The sequence below is a fragment of the Gordonia sp. JH63 genome (assembly GCF_009856645.1).
GTDB lineage: Bacteria > Actinomycetota > Actinomycetes > Mycobacteriales > Mycobacteriaceae > Gordonia > Gordonia hongkongensis.
Map to the genome: position 1 here is coordinate 2,611,167 of NZ_CP047235.1, position 16,116 is coordinate 2,627,282.

Below are 16,116 nucleotides of genomic sequence, written 5' to 3' on the forward strand. Positions count from 1 at the left end.
GACAACCCGGCGAGGAGACACGATGATCCTGCTGCTCTCGACCTCGGACACCGACCTGCTCACGGCCTCGGCGGCCGACGAGGGCAACGCGTCGCCCGACGCGTCGGTGTCCTACCGCGGCGCGAATCCCTCTCGCATCCTGATCGAGGACATCCCGCGTCTCGCCGCCGACGCCGACCTCATCGTCGTCCGCATCCTGGGCGGCGTACGCGCCTGGGAGGACGGGCTGGCTGCGGTCGAGGCGACCGGCAAGCCGCTCGTCGTCTGTTCCGGTGAGCAGCAGCCCGACCCCGATCTGATGGCGCACTCCACGGTGCCCTCCGGCGTCGCCGCCCAGGCCCACGACTATCTCGCCGCGGGCGGCGTCGCCAACCTCGTGAACCTGCACCACTTCCTGTCCGACACCATCCTGCTCACCGGCAACGGTTTCGAACTCCCGCAGCAGACGCCCGCGTGGGGCGTGCTCGAACGTTCTCCGGCCGCCTCCTCTCCGCTCCCTGAGGAGGCCCGGAGCTTGCAGACGGCCGCCTCCTCTCCGCTCCCTGAGGAGGCCCGGAGCTTGCAGACGGCCGCCTCCTCTCCGCTCCCTGAGGAGGCCCGGAGCTTGCGGAGGGCCGTCACGAAGGGTCACGCCAGCCATCCAAACGACGACGCCCCGACCATCGCGGTCCTCTACTACCGCGCCCAGCACCTGGCGGGCAACACGCGGTACATCGCCGCGCTGTGCGATGCGATCGAGGACCGCGGGGCCCGCGCGCTGCCGATCTTCTGCGCGTCGCTGCGGACCGCCCCCGACGACCTGCTCGAGCTGCTCGGTACCGCCGACGCCCTCGTGGTCACGGTGCTGGCCGCCGGTGGCGCCACCCCGGCCACCGCTTCGGCCGGCGGCGACGACGAGGCGTGGAACATCGAACGGCTCGCCGCCCTCGACATCCCGATCCTGCAAGGTCTCTGCCTCACCGGGTCCCGCGCGGACTGGGAGGACAGTGATGACGGCCTGTCGCCACTCGACGTCGCCACCCAGGTGGCGGTGCCCGAGTTCGACGGCCGCATCATCACCGTGCCGTTCTCCTTCAAGGAGTTCGACGACGACGGATTGCCCTGGTACCAGCCGGATCTCGAGCGCTGCGCACGGGTGGCGGGGATCGCCACCGCGCACGCCCGGCTGCGTCGGACCCCGGCCGCCGACAAGCGGATCGCGGTCATGCTGTCGGCCTACCCGACCAAGCACGCGCGGATCGGCAACGCCGTCGGTCTCGACACGCCGCGAAGCCTGCTGCGCCTGCTCGCCGCGATGCGCGACGCCGGCTACGACATCGGCCCGGAGTCCGGTCCGGACGCGATTCCCGGTCTCGCCGACGATGATTCGGATGCGCTGATCCACCAGATCATCGCCACCGGTGGCCAGGATGCGGACTGGCTCACCGAGGAGACCCTCGCCGCCAACCCGATCCGGCTGTCGGCGCGCGATTACCGCGAGTGGTTCGACACCCTGCCCGAAGGGTTACGCTCGGCGGTCACCGAACACTGGGGTCCCGCACCGGGCGACCTGTTCGTCGACCGCACGCACAACCCCGACGGCGACATCGTCATCGCGGCATTGACCTTCGGCAACATCGCGATCATGGTGCAGCCGCCGCGCGGGTTCGGCGAGAACCCGGTCGCGATCTACCACGATCCGGATCTGCCGCCGTCGCACCACTATCTGGCCTCGTACCGGTGGATCGCGGCGCACGACACCGGCTTCGGCGCCGACGCCATCGTGCATGTCGGCAAACACGGCAACCTGGAGTGGCTGCCCGGTAAGAACCTCGGCATGTCGGCGGACTGCGGGACCGACGCCGCCCTCGGCGACCTCCCGCTCGTCTACCCGTTCCTGGTGAACGACCCGGGCGAGGGGACGCAGGCCAAGCGCCGCGCTCATGCGGTTCTCGTCGACCATCTGATCCCGCCGATGGCACGCGCCGAGTCCTACGGCGACATCGCCCGGCTGGAACAGCTTCTCGACGAGCACGCCAACATCTCCGCCCTCGACCCGGCGAAGCTGCCCGCGATCCGCCAGCAGATCTGGACACTGCTGACCGCGGCGAAGATGGACTCCGATCTCGGGCTCACCGAACGGCCCGACGAAGAGGTCTTCGACGACATGCTGCTGCACGTCGACGGGTGGCTGTGCGAGATCAAGGACGTGCAGATCCGTGACGGGCTGCACGTGCTCGGCGAGCCCCCGCGCGACGACGCCGAGGTCGACCTGGTCCTCGCCATGCTGCGTGCGCGCCAGCTCTGGGGCGGCACGTCGGCCCTGCCCGGCCTGCGCGAGGCCCTCGGACTCGTCGAAGACGGCTCGGCCGAACGCGGTTCTGTCGACGCCGTCGAAGCGCAGGCCCGCGAACTCGTCGCCGCCTGCGCCAAGGACGACTGGTCGACCGAAGCAGTTGCCGCGGCCACCGTGGGACTGCCCACCGCGGTCGGGGATGTGCTCACCTTCGCGGCGACCGAGGTCGTCCCGCGCCTGCGTCAGACGACCGGCGAGGTTCCGCGGGTGCTGCACGCACTGGACGGCGGGTTCATCCCGGCCGGACCGAGCGGGTCACCGCTGCGCGGGCTGATCAACGTGCTGCCGACCGGACGCAACTTCTACTCGGTCGACCCGAAGGCCGTGCCCTCGCGGCTGGCGTGGGAGACCGGCCGCGCGATGGCCGACTCCCTGATCGAGCGCTACCTGACCGACCACGGCGAATACCCGGCGTCGGTGGGGCTGTCGGTGTGGGGGACCAGCGCCATGCGCACCTCGGGTGACGACGTCGCCGAGGTGCTCGCGCTGCTCGGGGTCATGCCGGTGTGGGACGAGATGTCGCGGCGGGTCTCCTCGCTCGAGCTCATCGGCCTCGAGGAACTCGGACGTCCCCGCATCGATGTCACCGTCCGCATCTCCGGCTTCTTCCGGGATGCCTTCCCGCACGTCGTCACGATGCTCGACGACGCGGTCGCGCTCGCCGCGGCCGCTGACGACGAGTCCGACGAGCAGAACTTCGTTGCGGCACACGTGCGCGCCGCGATGTCCGAGCACGGCGACCGGCGTCGGGCCGTGACACGTGTCTTCGGTTCCAAGCCCGGCACCTACGGCGCCGGCATCCTGCAACTCATCGACTCACGGGACTGGCGCAGCGATGAGGACCTGGCCCGCGTCTACACCGAGTGGGGCGGTTACGCCTACGGACGCGACCTCGACGGGGTGCCCGCGGTCGACGACATGCGCGCCGCGTACAAGCGGATCGCCGTGGCGGCCAAGAACACCGACACCCGCGAACACGACATCGCCGACTCCGACGACTACTTCCAGTACCACGGCGGCATGGTCGCGACCGTTCGCGCTTTGACTGGTTCCTCGCCGGAGGCCTACATCGGCGACAGCACCCGCCCCGACTCCGTCCGCACCCGCACGCTGTCGGAGGAGACCAGCCGGGTGTTCCGCGCCCGCGTCGTCAATCCGCGCTGGATCTCGGCCATGCAGCGCCACGGATACAAGGGGGCCTTCGAGATGGCTGCCACCGTCGACTACCTCTTCGGTTACGACGCCACCACCGACGTCGTCGCCGACTGGATGTACGAGAAGCTCACCGAGTCCTATGTCCTCGACGAGACGAACCAGCAGTTCATGCAGCAGTCCAACCCCTGGGCGTTGCACGGCATCGCCGAACGTCTCCTCGAGGCCGTCGAACGCGACATGTGGCGCGAACCGCCGGCCGAGCTCCTCGACGCCCTCCGCACCGTCTACCTCCAGACCGAGGGCGACATCGAGGGCCGCGGCGAGGACGCCTCTGCCGGCTGAGCCGCCCGCCGCCGGCTGAGCCGCCCACCGCCGGCTGAGCCGCCCAGCGCTGGTTGAGCTTGTCGAAACCACCCCCCGGGACAAAACCGCGTCGTCGTTCGTTGTCCACGCAGACCCTGACGTCAACGGGTGCCGAAGGGCACCGAAGGACAGGTGAAGCATGATGGCTCTCCGCTGGTTCGCGGCCTATGCCGTGCTGGAGATCGCCGCATTCGTCGCGATGGTCATGACCCTCGGATTCGGCTGGGCGGTGTTGATCAGCCTCGCCGCAGTGGTCCTCGGATTCGTCGTCCTGCGCTGGCAGGGCGGCAAGGTCTTCGACGAGCTGCGCCGCGCGTCGAGAAACGAGGTCGACGCCCGCGCCCCGCTGGCCGACACCGCGCTCGTCGCCGTGTCGACCATCCTTTTGGTCGTTCCGGGCGTCGTGTCGACCGTGGCCGGGACCCTGCTGCTGTTCCCGCCCACCCGTCGGGTGATGCGTCCGGCCGTCGCCGCGGTGGGTGCCCGCCGTGTGGCGACCGCGATGGACCGGGCCGGGATGTACGCCACCGGTGTCTACGGCGCAGGACGTGGCGGAACCGTCGTCGAGGGCACGGTCGTGGAGTCCGACACGCCCGAGCCGGGATCTTCGTCGTCCCCGTACGGGACCCGAGGTCTGCCGCAGGGCCACTGAACAGGTCCTGATCTGCGCCCGAGCGCAGCACAACCCACCGCGGTCCCGGAACACACGCACCCGGACCCCTCGCCACCCTCCTCCGACGGCAAGGCACACTGAACGATCGTGGCAACCCAACTGCTTCTCGGCGGCGCCGTGTACTCGCCGGCGGCCCCCGACGCGACCGCGATGGCCGTGACCGACGGAATCGTCGTCTGGGTCGGGACCGACGACGTCGGCCGCGCACTCCATCCCGACGCCGAGGTCATCGACCTCGCCGGACACTTCGTCAGTCCCGGGTTCGTCGACTCCCACGTCCACCTGACGTCCACCGGGCTCGGACTCGACGGCCTCACCCTGAACGAGGCGTCGAGCCGCACGCACTGCCTGCGGCTGGTGGAGAAGGCCGTGGCCGCCGAATCCGCCCATGACGGAGGCGACCTCATCTGGGGTCTCGGCTGGGACGACTCGACCTGGGCGGGCGCCGAACCCGACGACGGTCGCTTCCCGACGACCACCGAGCTCGACGCCGTCGTCGGGACCAGGCCGGTCTACCTCGCCCGGATCGACGAGCACTCCGCGGTGGCTTCCACCGCGCTGCGACGCCTGATCCCGGACCTGGCCGACGCCGTCGGGTATCACCCGGAGGAGCCGCTGGTCGCCGAGGCCCACCATCTCGTCCGCGGCGCGGCCCGCCTGCTGGTCACCGCGGCGCATCGTGAGCGTGCACAACGCCGCGCGCTCGACGGGGCCGCCGCCCACGGGGTGGTGGCCGTGCACGAGAACGGCGGACCGGACATCAGCGGCATGGACGACTTCCTCGCGCTCGCCGAACTCGACCATCCCGTCGAGATCCGGCGCTACTGGGGCCAGGCCGTCACCGACGCCGACCACGCCCGCGAACTGATGTCGATCACCCGGGCCGATGCCCTGGGCGGTGACCTGTTCATCGACGGTGCCATCGGCTCCCACACCGCGTGGCTCTCGGAGCCCTACACCGACGATCCGCACACCAGCGGTATCAGCTACCTCGACGCCGAGGCGATCCGCGATCACCTGCGCGCCTGCACGATCGCAGGCATCCAGGCGGGCTTCCACGTCATCGGCGACGCCGCGACCGGTGTGGTCGTCGGCGCACTCGCCGAACTCGCCGACGAACTCGGCACGCCCGCGCTCGCCCGCTGTGCGCACCGGCTCGAACACGCCGAGATGGTCACCGCCGCCGACGCCGAGGTCCTCGCCCGCTGCGGCGTCATCGCCAGCATGCAACCGTTGTTCGACGCCGAATGGGGCGGTCCCGGCGACCTGTACGACGCCCGTCTCGGGGCGAGCCGCGCGGCCACCCTCAACGACTTCGCGATGCTGGCCAAAACCGGTGTCGCCCTGGCGTTCTCGTCAGACGCGCCGGTGACGGCCATCGACCCGTGGTCGACCATCCGGGCCGCTGTGCACCATCATCAGCCGACCAACGCGATCTCGGCGCGCGGCGCGTTCGCCGCGACGACCCGCGGCGGCTGGCGGGCCGGGGGAGTCAACGACGGTGTCGCCGGGACCCTGACGCCCGGCGCCCCGGCGAGTTACGCGGTGTGGGAGGTCGACGAGCTCGTCGTCGCCGGATCCCACGAGAAGGTCCAGCGCTGGTCGACCGATCCGCGGTCGCGGGTGCCCGCGCTGCCGGACGTCTCACCGGGGGCCGCGCTGCCGCGCTGCGTACGCACCGTGCACCGGGGCCGGACCCTGTACGACCGGGACGCCGGGTGAGTCCCCCGCGGGTCTCCCGATCCCGGATCTCACGGTCCTGGCTCGCACGTACCGGGACCGTCGCCGCCGCGGGTGTCGCGATGTGGGCCGCGTTCCCACCCCGCAACTGGTGGTTCCTCGCGGTCCTCGGCCTCGGCCTGTTGTTCGCCGCACTCTTCGTCGGGTCGCCCCGGGTGCGCACCGGCGCGTGGATCGGCTTCGTCTTCGGGCTGGCGTTTTTCGTGCCGCTGTTGCCGTGGATCGGCGTGTACGTCGGTCCACTCCCGTGGCTCGCCCTGGCCGCGGTGCTCGCCGTCTATCTCGCGCTGTTCGGCGCGATCGCCACCCTGACGATGCGGCTTCCGGTGCCTCCGGTGTGGTTCACGCTGTCGTGGGTGCTCGTCGAAGCGCTCCGTTCTGCCTTTCCGTTCGGCGGGTTTCCTTGGGGGAGAACCGCATTCAGTCAGGTCGACGGACCGCTGCTGCCGCTGGCCTCGGTGCTCGGCGCGCCGGGGTTGTCAGCAGGTGTCGCGCTGTTCGGCTCCGCGGTCGCCTGGCTGCTCGTGATCCTCACCCGGGCGTACCGGCGCACGACGACCGTCTCCGACCCCGAGCACGCCGACGGCCCGGGGCCGTCCACCGAACGTTCCTCGGGCGTGGTGCGCATCGCGACCGCCGCGGTGGCCATCGCGCTGCTCGCACCGATCGCGGCCATCGCGGCGACCCCCGCCAGCCTCGACCGCAACATCGCGACGTCCTCGGCCCGGATCGGTGCCATCCAGGGCAATGTCCCGCGACTGGGTCTGGATTTCAACGCCCAGCGGCGCGCTGTCCTCGACAATCATGTCCGCACCACGATGTCCTACGGCCGGGCGATCGACACCGGGCAGACAGAGCAGCCCGACTTCGTCCTGTGGCCGGAGAACGCCTCGGACATCTCGCCGCTGGACAACGCAGACGCGGCCGCCGGGATCACCGCGGCCTCCGAGGCCGTCGACGCGCCGATCCTGGTCGGCACGCTCATCCGCAACCCCGATGGCCGACCCACCAATTCGGTCCTGGTCTGGGACGGCGCGCAGGGCCCGGTCGACCGCTACGACAAGCACATCGTCCAGCCGTTCGGCGAGTACCTCCCGTGGCGGCCGTTCTTCCGCCTCTTCTCGTCGTATGCGGACATGGCCGGAGACTTCCGCCCCGGCACCGGACCCACGGTGGTCGATGTGCCCGGTCGCTCGGGGACGGTGACCGTCGGTGTCGCGACCTGCTGGGAGGTCGCCTTCGATCGGGCCGCTCGGCAATCCGTCCGGGACGGCGCGCAGATGCTGTTCGTTCCCACCAACAACGCGACCTTCGGCCGGACCGAGATGACGTATCAGCAGTTGGCCATGTCACAGGTCCGGGCCGTCGAACACGGGCGGTCCGTGGTCGTCGCGGCCACCAGTGGGGTGAGCGCCGTCATCGAGCCGGACGGATCCATCAGCCAGCAGTCCGGCATATTCACCGCGGACGTGCTGACCGGGCGTCTGCCACTCCATGAGGACATGACCCTCGCGACCCGCCTGGGCCCCTGGCCGGAGGTGATCGCGATCATCGCGGCGGTGGCCGGGCTTTTGTTTGCGCTGCGCTCGCGTACTAGGTTCTCACTCAGGCCACGCAGGGTCGCCGCACGGGCGACCGGTGACACGAAGGAGCTCGATGGCATCGGGGATTGACGCCACGGCAGGGCAGCGGCGGCCCGACGACGCGCCGCAACGCGTGGTCGGCGCCGACGGCACGGGCGCACTCGTCGTCGTGCCGACGTTCAACGAGCGCGACAACCTGCCGCTCATCATCGGACGTCTACAGGACGTGCTGCCGGGAGCGCATGTCCTCGTGGTCGACGACTCGAGCCCGGACGGCACGGGCGACGTCGCCGACGACCTCGCCCGGGCCGACGCGGCGACCCGGGTCCATGTCATGCACCGCGTCGACAAGGATGGCCTGGGCAAGGCGTACCTCGCCGGATTCGCGTGGGGACTCGACCGCGACTATGCGGTCATCGTCGAGATGGACGCGGACGGCAGCCACGCGCCTGAGCAGCTGCACCGCCTGTTCGACGCCGTCAACGACGGCGCGGATCTCGTGATCGGGTCCCGTTATGTCCCGGGCGGCAAGCTGGTGAACTGGCCGAAGCGCCGGGAGTTCCTCTCCCGCGGTGCCAACACCTATGCCCGTCTGGCTCTCGGTGCGGGCGTCCACGACATCACCGCCGGGTTCCGCGCCTATCGCCGCATCGTGCTGGAGAAGATCCAGCTCGACACCGTCGAGTCCGCGGGTTACTGCTTCCAGATCGACCTGGCGTGGCGCACGGTGCGTGCCGGCTTCGACGTCCGGGAGGTACCGATCACCTTCACCGAACGTGAGATCGGGGTGTCCAAGATGAGTGGCGGCGTGATGTCCGAGGCGTTCACGATGGTCGCCCGCTGGGGAGTCCAGAGCCGCCTCGAGCGCTGGGGACTCGTCCGGACGCGATGATCCGCTGAGCAGACGAACAGACCCGGCAGGGATGTCCTGCCGGGTCTGTTCGGTTCCGGGCGTCGGGCGCCCGGCGGGTGTCAGTTGGTGATGCCCTTGCGCCGCTGCTTGAGCAGGTCGAGGCGCTCGTTGAGCAGCACTTCGAGCTCTTCCTCGCTGCGACGCTCGAGCAGCATGTCCCAGTGCGTACGCGGCGGCTTGGTCTTCTTCTCCTCGGGCTCGGCGCCCTCGAGGATGGTGCCTTCCATGCCGTTCTTGCACGGCCACTTCGACGGGACCTCCGCGTCGTCGGCGAACGGCACGTCGAAGATCTCGCCGTTGTCGGTGCGGTACTGGACGATGCGTCGTGGCGCGAGGTCGTGGTCACGATCGGTCTCGTAGCTCACCGCGCCGAGGCGGCTACCCCGAAGTACTCGATCTGCCATGAAGGGTTCCTCTCAACTTCGTCGGATCTCCCGGTCTGCCGGGAGATCTCTGTTGCATTCCAGGGTCGCGCGCAACGCTGCGCACGACTTTCGGGTCGTCAACAGGAACATTCTACGCGCATTCCTGCGTGGGTTCGCCACCGGCGACGACCCGTGTTGTCCACCGCGGTCCGCGGGGCCGCCGCCGGGAGCGCAGCGAGCGGGGCGAGTGTGTGCCGCCGCCGGGAGCGCAGCGAGCGGGGCGAGTGTGTGCCGCCGCCGGGAGCGCAGCGAGCGGGGCCGGTCGTGACAGCGGTACGGTCTCGGTGTGGAACCAGGCACTACGCACGGCGTACAAACGGGCGCATCGCGTCGGCGTCGGCCGTACGCCTGCGCCTGGTGCGGCCGCACGATGGTGGACTCCGAGATGGGGCGTCGGCGGAAGTACTGCAAGCGATCGTGCAGGCAGCGTGCTTACGAGCAGAGAACGCTGCTGGAGGGCACATCCATTCCCGACGACGCGGTGATCCTCTCCTCGGCCGAGGCCGCCGACTTCGGCGACCGGATGTTCGCGCTGCGGTGCGCCGCGGAGGACCTCGGCACCGCGGTGGCCGAAGGTGCCGGACACGACGTGCTGGCCGACCTCACCGACACGCTGCTCGAACTCGCGCGGGAAGCCGAGAAGCTGCGGTGACCGCGCGCATCTTCGCGCCCTCGCTCGTCGTCACGCTCGTGGCGCTGGTCGTCGCCTACCTCTACCTCGGCTGGACCGGCCTCGCCCTGTGCGCCATCCTCGGCGTGCTCGAGGTGTCCCTGTCGTTCGACAACGCGGTCATCAATGCAACGATCCTCGAACGGATGAGCGCGTTCTGGCAGAAGATGTTCCTCACCGTCGGCGTGCTCATCGCCGTGTTCGGCATGCGTCTCCTGTTCCCGCTGGTCATCGTGTGGATCACCGGAGGTCTCAACCCCGTCGAGGCGCTCGACCTGGCGATGAACCCGCCGCCCGAAGGGCAGACGCATTTCGCCGATGGTCAACCCAGCTACGAAACGATCCTCACCGAGGCCCACCCGCAGATCGCGGCGTTCGGCGGCATGTTCCTCCTGCTCCTGTTCCTCAACTTCGTGCTCACCGAGCGCCCACAGACCTGGCTCACGTGGCTCGAGAAGCCGCTCGCCACGCTCGGCAAGCTCGACCAGCTCGCGGTCGTACTGGCCGCCCTCGCGCTGGTTCTTACCGCCGAGTTGCTGGCGCCGGACGAGAGCCGCGCGACCGTCCTGATCGCCGGGATCCTGGGCATGGTCACCTACATCACCGTCGACGGGCTCAGCTCGCTGTTCATGGCCGAGCCGGAATCTGACGGGCCGGAATCAGACGGGCCCGACTCACACAGGTCCGGATCGAACGGCTCCGGTCCGCACCCGGTCACCGTGGCCGCCGGCAAGGCCGGGTTCTTCCTGTTCCTCTATCTCGAGCTCCTGGACGCGTCGTTCTCCTTCGACGGGGTGATCGGCGCCTTCGCCATCACCTCCGACCCGATCATCATCGCGTTGGGGCTCGGATTCATCGGCGCGATGTTCGTGCGGTCCATCACGATCTACCTTGTCCGCAAGCGCACGCTGGGGGAGTACCGCTACCTCGAACACGGTGCGCACTGGGCCATCGGCGCGCTGGCCGCAATCCTGTTGATCAGCATCGAGATCGAGATCAACGAGGTGATCACGGGGCTCGTCGGCGTGGCGTTCATCGGCGCGTCGCTCGCCAGCAGCATCCGCGCGAACCGGCGCGAAGCGCGTGCCGGGACCGGCGATCGACTGGCGGTCTGAGCTTCTCCGCGGCCGTCCTCGAACGTGCGATGAACATCTGCGGGACCTTTGGAATCAGCATGGGCCGCCTGCTGTCTTCTGTCGGTCGACAGGTGTAGAAATGACGACGTCGGTGACGTGTGTCACGCAGGAGCCGAAGCCGAGTGGCTCCGCGGCACAAGTCCGGGTTTCAGGTCGAAAACGCAGATTCGGTGGTCTTCATGGACAGCAAACAGCAGCAGATGATCCAGTTCGAGACGGACTGGTACTCCCTGGGCGGGGGCTCCTCCCGGCAGATCGTCGAGGAGTTCGGCCTCACCGATCGGGACTTCTTCTCCCAGGTCGACCGCCTCGTCGACACCGACCCGCCGTCGGGATTGACCGCTGCGGAGCTGCGCCGCATGCGCCAGGTCATCCGCCGTCGGCTGTGGATGGCCCGCTGATCCCAGCCCGCGCGCGGCTCGGGGGATAATCGACGGGTGCCCTTCTCCGATGACGATCTCGAAGCGTTCTATCGCGATGTCGAGGCACGCACGGCGTTCCGCGAGCAACCTCGACGGCGGCGCCGCGCCGGTGTCGACTATCCGGCCTGCCCGACGCCTGACAAACTGCCGTTCGCCTCGCCGGCCGACGCTCGCGAGGGCATCGATCGACTCCGGCGCCACCTCGTCGGTACCGCTCCGGAGCTGCGCTACTACGAGTGCTCCTGTCGCGCTTGGCATATCACCAGCTCGGCGCAACTGATCCATCGACGGGTGCCGCCGGCGCCGGCTCGTCGTCGGAAGGGTAAGAAGAAGCGGTGACGATTCCGCCCGCCGGCCCGCACGCACTCGTCGACCTCGCGAGCGACGACCCGTCGATGACCGCCGAGACCTACCAGCGGTTGCTCGGACACAAGGTCGGTACGGGCGCCGACGGCCGGCGAGTGGTGAACCTCGGCAACGTCGCCCTCTCGATCCGGCCGTCGGGCGGCGAGCCCGACACCCACGACGTGTACTTCACGGTCGACGACGTCGCCGCGTCCCGGCGTCTACTCGGCCGGCGCGGGTATCCGCTCGCGGACACCGTCCTCGGAGCGCTGGGTGAGACCAGTCCGGTCGGGATCGCCGAACGACACGAATCCGGAGTCGCCGCCGACGGCGATCTGACCGGCCTCGACCATCTGGTCTTCACCTGCGACAACCGCGATGTCGCCGTCGCGCTGTTCGCCGGTACCTTCGGCCTCGATTTCCGTCTCGACCAGCCGATCGGGCAGGACGCCCGTCAGCTGTTCTTCCGGCGCGACGACCTGATCGTCGAGGTCGTCGCCGCGCCCCGCCCGCCGGCCGACCCGGTGCCGTCGTCGCCGGTCTTGCTCTGGGGTGTGGCATGGCGGTCGACCGATGTGGACACGACCCACGCGCGTCTGACGGCCGACGGACTCGATCTCAGCGAGGTCCGCAGCGGACGCAAGAAGGGCACGCGGATCTTCACGGTTCGCCACCGCGAACTCGCCACGCGGACCGTGGTCATCGGCCCCGACGCCCGAGCCGACTCGCTTCAGTAGCCGAAATCCGACAAAAGGTGGGTTTTCGGGAACGCCTGCGCTAATCTGACTACGAATGTTGTCGAATTAGTAGTATCCGAGACCGATGTTGGGGGCACCATGACCGCGGTACACGAAGAACGGACAGCGTCCGAACCCGCAGCGAGTGACTTCGTGGCGGGCGAGCCGCTGCTCAACCACCGCGACGACGAGATCGAACTGATCCCGCCGGACTCGCTGACCGCCAAGCTCACCGGCATGTACACGTTCCTCCCGATCAACGGGGCGGCGTTCGTGATGCAGGTGATGCACCCCGTCATCGGCGATGTCGTCGACAAGTATTCAGTCTTCCGCACCGATCCCGTGGGACGTGCGATCCGCTCCGCCGACTCGGTGCTGCGCTGGACCTACGGCGGTCAGGAGGCTCTCGAGGAGGGCAAGCGTCTCCGCAAGCTGCACCAGCCGCTGCAGATGCGCAACTCGGAGGGCAAGCACATCAGTGCACTCAACCCGGAGGCGTACGCCTGGGTGATCGCCACCGCGCTACCCACGATCGAGACCGCCGCGCCGCTGGTGCTGGGCCGGCACTTCACCCTCGAGGAGCGCAAAGAACTCCTGCGGGACAACCGCCGCATCGCCAAGATCGTCCAGGTACCGATGAAGAACTACCCCGAGACCCTCGAGGAGTTCGACGAGTACTTCGACGATTTCATCGAGAACAAGCTCGTCCGGCACCCGGTCGCGCTGGAACTGATCGGTCAGATGCGCGCCGCGCCCGTCGTCCCGAAGTCGGTGCCCAAGGCGTTGCGCCCCGCCGTGAAGAAGGCCGCTGCCACCGCGTCGGTGCCGTTCCAGAACTTCAACTACCTGACCACCGTCGGCGTCATGGATCCGCGCGTGCGGGAGATCCTGGGCCTGAGCTGGTCCGACGCCGAGCAGCGTCACCTCGAGCGGATTCATCGCAATCTACGATTCGCCTACCGCACCCTGCCGGAGCGGCTGACGTACTTCCCGCTGGCCTATCACGCCCGGCGTCATCACGACGCGATCCAGGCCATGAAGGTTCGCGAGAAGGCAAGCGCTGCCTACCAGTACCACCCCAAAGAGGGTGCGGCGCACCAGGGCTGAGCGCTCCCGGTCGGTCTGGTCACGTCGTCGGGGGCGTGACCAGACCGACGACATGGTCGGCAATCGCCAACGATGACGTGATGCCCGGCGACTCGATACCGAAGAGGTTGACCAGGCCCGCGATGCCGTGTGACCGCGGCCCCTGGATCACGAAGTCACCGGCACCGGCACCCGGCCCGGCGACCTTAAGCCGGATCCCGGCGTAGGCGGGCACCAGGGCGTTGGCCGGCAAGTGCGGCCAGTACGTGCGGATGGCTCGTTCGAATGCGTCGGCGCGCGCCTCGTCGACGGCGTAGTCGAGTACCTCTCCGGCAATCGTCTCGTCGGGGGACGAGTTCAGCCATTCGACGTCGGGGCCGAATCGGGCCTCGCCGGCGAGATCCATCGTGAAGTGCACGCCCAATCCGCCGTCGGCGGGGATCGGGTAGACGAGGTGACGGAACGGCGCCCGGACGCCGGACAACCCGAAGTAGTTCCCCTTGGCGAGGAAGCGCGGCGGGATCCGGCCGCCGAAGCCGGCCAGCGCCCGGGCCACCTCCCACGCGCCGATCCCGGCACAGTTGACGAGCGTCCGGGCGGAGGCCGATTCGCCGTCCGATGTCTGCACGGTGACGCCGTGTGCGTTGATCTGTCCGCCGATCACTCTGCTGCGCAACGCGATCGCGCCACCGTGTGCCTCCAGGTCACGCACCAGTGCACGCACCACACCGTCGACGTCGACGATCCCGGTCGACGGTGAGAACAGTGCCGCGACGCCTTCGACCGCCGGTTCCCGGTCGCGCAGTTCGTCCACTCCGATCCGTCGAAGGTCGGAAACGCCGTTGGCCAGACCGTGTCGGAGCAAGACGTCGAGGCGTTCGCTCTGGGTGCCGTCGGTGGCGACGATGAGTTTGCCCGGCCGCGCCCACGAGACGCCGTGCTCGTCGCAGAATCGGGTCAACTGCTCGCGACCGCGGACGCACAGTTCCGCCTTCAGGCTGCCCTCGGGGTAGTAGATGCCGGCGTGGATCACCTCCGAGCTCCGCGAGGTCGTCTGCGCGCCAACCGAATCGGTGGCCTCGAGAACGACGACGTCGCGTCCTCGCCGGGCGAATGCCCGCGCCACCGCCAGCCCGACGATGCCGCCGCCGATCACGAGGCAGTCGACCTCCACACGCTCCGTCGTCGCGTGCTCGGCCCGGTGGATGTGCGTCACTGCTCGTACCTCCTCGTCGCTTGTCGTCGAGTTCCGTCGGCCACGGTATCCGGGCAAACCCGGCGGCGTGGGGCAGACTGGGGTGATGCGGTATTCGGAGGTTCTTGCGATCGTGCAGGCCGGTGGACGTGGTTCGCGGATGGAGGTGCTGACCGATCGGCGGGCGAAACCCGCGTTGCCGTTCGCGGGCAACTATCAGCTCATCGACTTCCCGCTCTCCAACCTGCACCACAGTCACATCGACGACGTGTGGTTGTGCGTGCAGTACGAGGCCGAGACCATCACCCAGATCGTGGCGGGTGGCCGTCCCTGGGATCTGGACCGTACGAGCGGCGGGTTGCGCGTGGTGATGCCGGAGCAGACCGACGCCCCGGAAACCGAAGACGGCTTCGCGACCGGCAACGCCGACCTGCTGTATCGCATCCGCGGCCGCATCGCCGCCCACGCACCGGCCGAGGTCATCGTCATGAGCGCCGACCACGTCTACGACTTCGACTTCCGCGACGCCATCGAGACCCACCGCCGCCATGGCGCCGAATGCACTGTGGTCACCACGACGTGTCCTCTCGAAGAGGCTGCGCAGCACGCCACCGTGAAAGCCCGCCGCGACGGGACCGTCCGCGAGTTCCGCTACAAACCCGAACGCGCCACGACGCGCACGATCGCCACCGAGATCTTCGTCTACGACCCGGCCGTGCTCATCGAGGGCCTCGAGTACCTGGAGAGCCGGACGACCGAGGGGTCCCCGAAGGACGACACCGGCCTGGGCGACTTCGGCGAACACCTGGTGCCCTGGTTCGTCGACCGCGGCAAGACGGTGGCCCACGCGATGCCGGGGTACTGGATCGACGCCGGCCGTCCTGAGACCTACCTGCAGGCGCACCGCGACCTCATCTCCGGGTCCCTCGACGTCTTCCGCGCCGACCGGCCGATCCTCACCAATCAGCCGCAGCGCCCGGCCGCGCGTATCGAGAGCGGGGCGGTCGTCGAGGACAGTCTCGTCAGCAGCGGCGTTCACGTGCACGGAACGGTCCGACGCAGCGTTCTCGGACCGGGGGTGGTCGTCGAAAAGGGTGCGGTCGTGGCCGATTCGGTGATCTTCGGTGACGTTGTCATCGGCGCCGGCGCGTCGGTCGCATGGTCTGTCCTCGACGAACGGGTGCGCGTCGGCCCGAACGCGGTGATCGGCGGGCACCCGCGGACACGCCCGGTCCCGACCGAGAAGATCACGTTGGTCGGGATGGATACGCAGATCCTGCGCGGTGCCCGGGTGGCATTGGGAGACCGCGTCGAGCCGGGTCGCCGCATCCGGTGACC

General features: G+C 69.2%; 14 protein-coding genes. 12 read left to right on the forward strand and 2 right to left on the reverse strand.

Annotated features, from left to right (window positions below):
* Positions 1-22: 22 nt before the first annotated feature.
* The 5 genes from cobN (at position 23) to GR168_RS11810 (ending at position 8,741) form a co-directional block, all read left to right on the forward strand.
* Positions 23-3,832, forward strand: a complete 3,810-nt coding sequence (gene cobN, locus GR168_RS11790; RefSeq protein WP_159370785.1) for a cobaltochelatase subunit CobN — start codon at positions 23-25, stop codon at positions 3,830-3,832.
* Positions 3,833-3,995: 163 nt separating this feature from the next.
* Entirely contained in the window at positions 3,996-4,505 is a 510-nt protein-coding gene (locus tag GR168_RS11795) for an FxsA family protein (protein WP_058250590.1), read from the forward strand.
* Positions 4,506-4,613: 108 nt separating this feature from the next.
* Positions 4,614-6,248 carry an amidohydrolase gene (locus tag GR168_RS11800; protein WP_159370786.1) on the forward strand — a complete coding sequence of 545 codons (1,635 nt, stop codon included), beginning with the start codon at positions 4,614-4,616 and terminating at the stop codon, positions 6,246-6,248.
* Entirely contained in the window at positions 6,245-7,939 is a 1,695-nt protein-coding gene (gene lnt, locus GR168_RS11805) for an apolipoprotein N-acyltransferase (RefSeq protein WP_159370787.1), read from the forward strand. Before GR168_RS11800 ends, lnt begins: the two co-directional genes overlap by 4 nt.
* Positions 7,923-8,741 carry a polyprenol monophosphomannose synthase gene (locus GR168_RS11810; RefSeq protein ID WP_058250447.1) on the forward strand — a complete coding sequence of 273 codons (819 nt, stop codon included), beginning with the start codon at positions 7,923-7,925 and terminating at the stop codon, positions 8,739-8,741. The genes lnt and GR168_RS11810 overlap by 17 nt, the downstream gene beginning before the upstream one ends.
* Before the next feature lie 80 nt (positions 8,742-8,821).
* Here the strand turns inward: GR168_RS11810 and GR168_RS11815 are convergent, their stop codons facing one another.
* Positions 8,822-9,166, reverse strand: a complete 345-nt coding sequence (locus GR168_RS11815) for an RNA polymerase-binding protein RbpA (protein ID WP_058250448.1) — start codon at positions 9,164-9,166, stop codon at positions 8,822-8,824.
* Between the two features lie 391 nt (positions 9,167-9,557).
* Between GR168_RS11815 and GR168_RS11820 the strand changes: the two genes are divergently transcribed.
* The 6 genes from GR168_RS11820 to GR168_RS11845 all read left to right on the forward strand — a co-directional run bounded on the left by GR168_RS11820 (position 9,558) and on the right by GR168_RS11845 (position 13,604).
* Positions 9,558-9,839: a hypothetical protein gene (locus GR168_RS11820; RefSeq protein ID WP_058250449.1), complete on the forward strand. Its 282-nt coding sequence runs from the start codon at positions 9,558-9,560 to the stop codon at positions 9,837-9,839.
* Entirely contained in the window at positions 9,836-10,972 is a 1,137-nt protein-coding gene (locus GR168_RS11825) for a DUF475 domain-containing protein (protein ID WP_159370788.1), read from the forward strand. The genes GR168_RS11820 and GR168_RS11825 overlap by 4 nt, the downstream gene beginning before the upstream one ends.
* 200 nt (positions 10,973-11,172) lie before the next feature.
* On the forward strand, positions 11,173-11,394 hold the full coding sequence (locus GR168_RS11830) for a DUF3263 domain-containing protein (RefSeq protein ID WP_065632045.1): 222 nt from the start codon (positions 11,173-11,175) through the stop codon (positions 11,392-11,394).
* A 36-nt stretch (positions 11,395-11,430) separates the two neighbouring features.
* On the forward strand, positions 11,431-11,754 hold the full coding sequence (locus GR168_RS11835) for a hypothetical protein (protein ID WP_137810802.1): 324 nt from the start codon (positions 11,431-11,433) through the stop codon (positions 11,752-11,754).
* The gene (locus tag GR168_RS11840) at positions 11,751-12,497 is read left to right on the forward strand and encodes a VOC family protein (protein ID WP_159370789.1); all 747 of its coding nucleotides are present in this window, start codon (positions 11,751-11,753) and stop codon (positions 12,495-12,497) included. Before GR168_RS11835 ends, GR168_RS11840 begins: the two co-directional genes overlap by 4 nt.
* Positions 12,498-12,596: 99 nt before the next feature.
* On the forward strand, positions 12,597-13,604 hold the full coding sequence (locus GR168_RS11845; RefSeq protein ID WP_058250453.1) for an oxygenase MpaB family protein: 1,008 nt from the start codon (positions 12,597-12,599) through the stop codon (positions 13,602-13,604).
* Positions 13,605-13,623: 19 nt separating this feature from the next.
* Here the strand turns inward: GR168_RS11845 and GR168_RS11850 are convergent, their stop codons facing one another.
* Positions 13,624-14,856, reverse strand: coding sequence for an NAD(P)/FAD-dependent oxidoreductase (locus tag GR168_RS11850; RefSeq protein ID WP_159370790.1), 1,233 nt, complete (start codon positions 14,854-14,856; stop codon positions 13,624-13,626).
* Positions 14,857-14,884: 28 nt separating this feature from the next.
* On the opposite strand from GR168_RS11850, the gene GR168_RS11855 reads away from it, so the two are divergent.
* The gene (locus GR168_RS11855) at positions 14,885-16,114 is read left to right on the forward strand and encodes a sugar phosphate nucleotidyltransferase (protein WP_068970052.1); all 1,230 of its coding nucleotides are present in this window, start codon (positions 14,885-14,887) and stop codon (positions 16,112-16,114) included.
* Positions 16,115-16,116 lie beyond the last annotated feature (2 nt).